The sequence below is a fragment of the Winogradskyella sp. 3972H.M.0a.05 genome (assembly GCF_040493455.1).
GTDB lineage: Bacteria > Bacteroidota > Bacteroidia > Flavobacteriales > Flavobacteriaceae > Microcosmobacter.
The window spans coordinates 1-4,448 of sequence record NZ_JANFDA010000016.1 but is presented as its reverse complement, the minus strand read 5'-3'; the positions used below and the strand labels follow the sequence as shown (position 1 = coordinate 4,448).

The window sequence follows — 4,448 nt, the reverse complement described above, 5'->3', positions numbered from 1 at the left end:
GATGGTTTTGTCGAGTTCGACCTGAGCCTTCGGGATCTGGAGGTGATTGGCGCCGAGCTTGGCGTTAGCGTGAGCTACCATTTGACGCAGTCGGATGCCGACATGGGCGTTGCGGCGTTGCCAACGCTGTACACGAACGTGACTGCCGGTGCGCAGGTGGTCTATGTGAGGCTGACCAATGATGCCACGGGCTGTTACGACACGGTCGAGCTTCAGCTGATCGTCAACCCATTGCCTTTGGTATCGGCAGTGGCCGACTACGCGCTGTGTGACGACAACAACCCGGGCGACGAGCAGGAGCTCTTCGACCTTGGCACCAAGGACATCGAGGCGATCGGTGGGCAGGCGAACGTCACGGTCACCTACTATGCGACCCTTGCCGATGCGCAGTCGGGCAGCAATGCCCTTGCACCGCTCTATGCGAACACGTCCAACCCAGAGACGATATACTACGTGCTGGCCAATGGCCTTACGGGCTGCAGCTCGATCGGCACCTTTGACCTGGTGGTTAACGAGCTCCCACAGCTGGTTGTTCCTACGCCACTGGAGGTCTGTGACGACAACGTGATCGACGGGCTTACGGAGATCGACCTTACACTGAAGAACACTGAGATCAGCGGCAACAACCCGAGCTACCTGGTGAGCTACTACCTTACCCAGGCCGATGCCGATTCGGGGACCAACCCATTGCCGGCGCTCTATACCAATATCACCAACCCACAGACGGTCTACGTACTGGTGGAGGACATAGCCTCGGGCTGTAGCGATACCACGAGCCTGCTCTTGGACGTGCAACAGGCCCCGGCGGCCAACGTCCCCATGCCACTGTACTACTGTGATCCGGACAATGACGGCTTCGGGCTGTTCAACCTAGAGGACGCCACCCTAGAGGTTACCGGTGGCGCCGCGGGACTTGCGGTGACCTACCACGAGACACAGGCCAATGCCGAGAACGGTGTTGACGCCATAGACACGAGCGTGGACTACAACAATATCGTGGAAGATGCCCAGGTGATCTATGTCCGCGTGGAGAGCGCGACGATCGCGACCAACTGTGCCACTGTTGTGGCGCTCCAGCTGATCGTTGAGCCGACCCCTCAGATCGTTGAGCCGACCCCACTGGAGGAGTGCGATGACATCTCAGCCGATGGCTTTGCGCTGTTCGACCTGACGAGCAAGGACTCGGAGATACTGGGCGGTCTGGACCCATTGCAATATACGGTGACCTATCACCTGACCCCAGGTGACGCCGAGCTTGGCACCAACCCCATAGCCACCCCAGGCGCCTTTACCAATACGGAGAACCCACAGACGATCTATGTCCGCGTGGAGGACACCAGCACTGTTGGCGGCTGTTACAAGACCACGGAACTGATACTTATCGTGAACCCGCTACCGGTACTCACACAACCGGGCCCACTGGAGCTCTGCGACGTGAACAACCCAGGCGATGAACAAGAGGCCTTCACCCTGGAGGACGCCAATGCGGAGATCCTCAACGGACAGACGGGGATCACGCTGACCTATTACGAGACACAATTGGATGCCGACAATGGCACCAACCCTATAGCCTCCCCGTACACCAACACGATGAACGCACAGACGATCTATGTCCGTGCGGTTAACGACGTGACGGGCTGTGTGAACACGATCACGGTGACCCTGAGGGTGAACCCGATCCCATCGCCCGAGCCCGATCCAGATCCGATCGTGGTCTGCGATGACGACAATGACGGTATTGCGGAGTTCAACCTAGAGGAGCGCACCGTGGAGATCATCAATGGGGAGCTGGACGTTGTGATCACCTACCACGAGACCGAGGCCGACGCCAACGACGGGCTCAATGCACTGGGCAGTCCCTATACGAACATCGTGCCGAACACGCAACAGATCTATGTAAGGTCTGAGAACCAGCTCACGGGCTGTTACAGCCTTACCCTGAACACGCTGGAGCTACAGGTGGTCCCATCACCGGAGGTACCGGTGACCCTAGAGGACTATGTGATCTGTGACACGGACGACAATGGCTTTGCGCAGTTCGACCTGACCACGAAGCTAGACGAGATACTAGGCTCGCAGGACCCTGCGGACGTCGTGGTGACCTTCCACCTGACCCAGGGGGACGCGGACAACGGGGCCAACCCCATAGCCACCCCAGGCGCCTATACCAATGCCACCAACCCACAGGTGATCTATGTCAGGGCGGTGAGCGCGATCAATGGCTGCGTGAGCACCGGGGAGTTCATCATCAGGGTGGAGCTGCCTCCAACGGCAGTGCAGCCGACCCCACTGGAGCTCTGTGACGATTTTGACGTGCCGACGATCCCTAACGACGAGGTGACGGTATTCGACCTTACCCTGAAGGACGGTGAGATCACGGGCGGCAATGCCAGCTGGTCGGTGGCCTATTACGAGACCCTGGCCGATGCACAGGCACAGGCCAATGCGATCCCCGATCCGACGATGTACACCAATACCTCGGTTGGCGGCAATGCGGCCAACCCACAGACCCTATATGCGGTGGTGACCGATACCGATACCGGTTGTACGGACATGGTGACCCTTACCATACGCGTGCTGCCGAACCCGACCCCGACAGAGACCGGTTCGATCCCTGACCTGGAGCTTTGCGACGATGTCAACACGGGCGACATGACCGAGGTCTTTGACCTTACCGAGAACGAACTGTTGGTGCTCAATGGCGAGGCGGGCGTCTCGGCGAGCTACTATGAGACCGTGGAGGACGCGATATTGGGCAGCAATGCCATAGCCGACCCGACCAGTTACGACAGTGCCACCGACCCGGACAACCCAGAGCAGACGATCTACATCAGGGTGACCAATGGCGATGACGCGCTGGGCACCAATGGCACGGGCTGCTTCACGGTGGTCTCCTTCACCATCAGGGTGAACCCACTGCCAGCAGTGGTGGCGGTACCGGACTTTGTGCAGTGCGAGCTGAACAACGACGGGGTGATGGAGTTTGACCTTGCGACCAAGGACGCAGAGGTGCTGAACGGCCAGGACCCGTCCCTGTTCACGGTGACCTACCATGAGACACAAGCGGACGCCGATGACCTGATGAACGCCCTGGTGAGCCCATATACCAACACGGGCAACCCACAGACGATCTATGTGGCGATAACCAACAACGACACGGGCTGTTCGATAAGCACCGTGGCCTTTGCCCTATGGGTGCACGAGGACGCACAGGCCAACCCGGACGATGCACCGATAACACTTGAGGCATGCGATGACAACGTGGAGACCGATGGCGACCCGTCCAACGACAGTGTGCAGTTCGACCTTTCACTGGCCGATGCGCAGGTACTGGACGGCCAGGACCCGGCCAACTACATCGTGAGCTACTATGCGAGCCTAGACGACGCGGACAATGGCGTGAACCCATTGCCGACACTATATGAGAACATTACCAACCCGCAGACGGTCTACGTGAGGGTGGACAACGACACCCCAGGGGTGGTCGGTATCGCACTGGACCTCTCCACGGTGGCCACGGGACTGGACTTCAACAGCGATGGCACGGTGGACACCTATGACACGGACGGCGATGGCACCTTTGACCTTGTGGACGTGGACGGCGATGGCCTCTCGGACGCGCTGGACACCAATGCGGACGGCATCATCGACTTTATAGACATCGATGGCGATGGCCAGGGCGACCTGGTGGACCTGGACAACGATGGCCAGGTGGACAACCAGGGGGACAGCTCTGACTGTTACGCACTGGCGGAGATCACCCTGGACGTGAACCCATTGCCGGTGTTCGACCTGGAGGACAGTTATACCCTTTGCGTGGACACCAATGGCACGGAGATCCTGGACCCACTGGTGCTGGACACTGGCCTCTCGGAGGCGCTCTATAGCTTCCAGTGGAGCCTCAACGGTGTTGAGATCGCGGGGGCTACGGGCTCCAGCTATGCCCCGGCACAGGGCGGCACCTATAGTGTCGTGGTGACCGACACGAGCACCTCGACGGTGACCATGTGCTCATGGGAGGACAGCACCGAGGTATCGGAGAGCGCACCGCCGACGATAGAAATCGTGATCCTGTCACAAGCTTTTTCGGATCCGAACGTTATAGAAGCGACGGCGACCGGCATCGGGGAGTACGAGTACAGCCTTGACAACGGCCCATGGCAGGACAGTGGCGTCTTCACGGGGGTGACCCCAGGGGAGCACACGGTGGTGGCCAGGGACAAGAACGGCTGTGGCATCGTGGCGGGCACCATCACGGTACTGGACTATCCGTTGTTCTTTACCCCCAATGGAGATGGGTACAATGACAAATGGATGATCCCGGGACTGGATGCTAACGCAAAAATTTATATATTTGACAGGTACGGAAAACTGTTGAAACAGCTCAACCCCCAGGGGTCTGGCTGGGACGGTACCTACAATGGGGAGTTGATGCCCACCAATGACTA

General features: G+C 59.1%; 1 protein-coding gene. It reads left to right on the top strand.

Going from position 1 to position 4,448, the window contains the following annotated elements:
- The coding region (locus tag NCE97_RS15870; RefSeq protein WP_353780267.1) for a T9SS type B sorting domain-containing protein at window positions 1-4,448 on the top strand (4,448 nt) is incomplete at both ends.